The following is a 664-nucleotide window of genomic DNA, read 5'->3' as shown; positions in this document are numbered from 1 at the left end:
AAGAAATAGAAATTAAATTAGAGAACATCACTAAAAAGTATGGGGATCAATATATTTTTAAAGATTTTAATGTTAGTGTTTATAATAATGAGTTTGTTGGTATTATGGGGAAAAGTGGTACAGGGAAATCTACATTACTTAATATAATTGGGTTATTAGATGAACCGGATAGTGGTAAAGTTATTATTCAAGGAGATAATAATCCTTATAAGAATAGAAAAAAGTTTTTTAGAAATAATTTAGGTTATATATTTCAAAATTATGCTTTAATGGATACTGAAACAGTTGATGTAAATTTGGAAGTTGCACTTGAATTTCAGAAGATCTCTAAAAAAGAGAAAAAGATTTTAATGGAAGATGCATTAAAACAAGTTGGATTATTTTGTTCCTTAAAAACTAAAGTTTATACTTTAAGTGGTGGCGAACAACAAAGACTTGCATTAGCTAGAATTTTATTGAAAAAATGTGATGTTATTTTGGCGGATGAGCCTACAGGATCGCTTGATAGAGAGAATCGTGATCAAGTAATTACATTGTTAAAGAAGCTTCATAATGAAGGGAAAACTATTATTGTTGTTACTCATGATATTGATTTGCAAAATTCATTTTCTAGAATAATTAATTTGGGTTAGTAATAGTGCTTTTAAACAAACAGCTAAAAAAT

Annotated in this window: 1 protein-coding gene; it reads left to right on the top strand. The window is 27.0% G+C overall.

Annotated features, from left to right (window positions below):
- Positions 1 to 5: 5 nt before the first annotated feature.
- Positions 6 to 632, top strand: a complete 627-nt coding sequence (locus tag V7024_RS24325; RefSeq protein ID WP_335524651.1) for a putative bacteriocin export ABC transporter — start codon at positions 6 to 8, stop codon at positions 630 to 632.
- Positions 633 to 664: the final 32 nt, after the last annotated feature.

It is taken from the genome of Bacillus sp. JJ864 (genome assembly GCF_036963045.1).
Classification (GTDB): Bacteria; Bacillota; Bacilli; order Bacillales; family Bacillaceae_G; genus Bacillus_A; species Bacillus_A pseudomycoides_C.
Note: the sequence above shows the minus strand (reverse complement) of the source record. Positions and strands in the feature narration are given on the sequence as shown.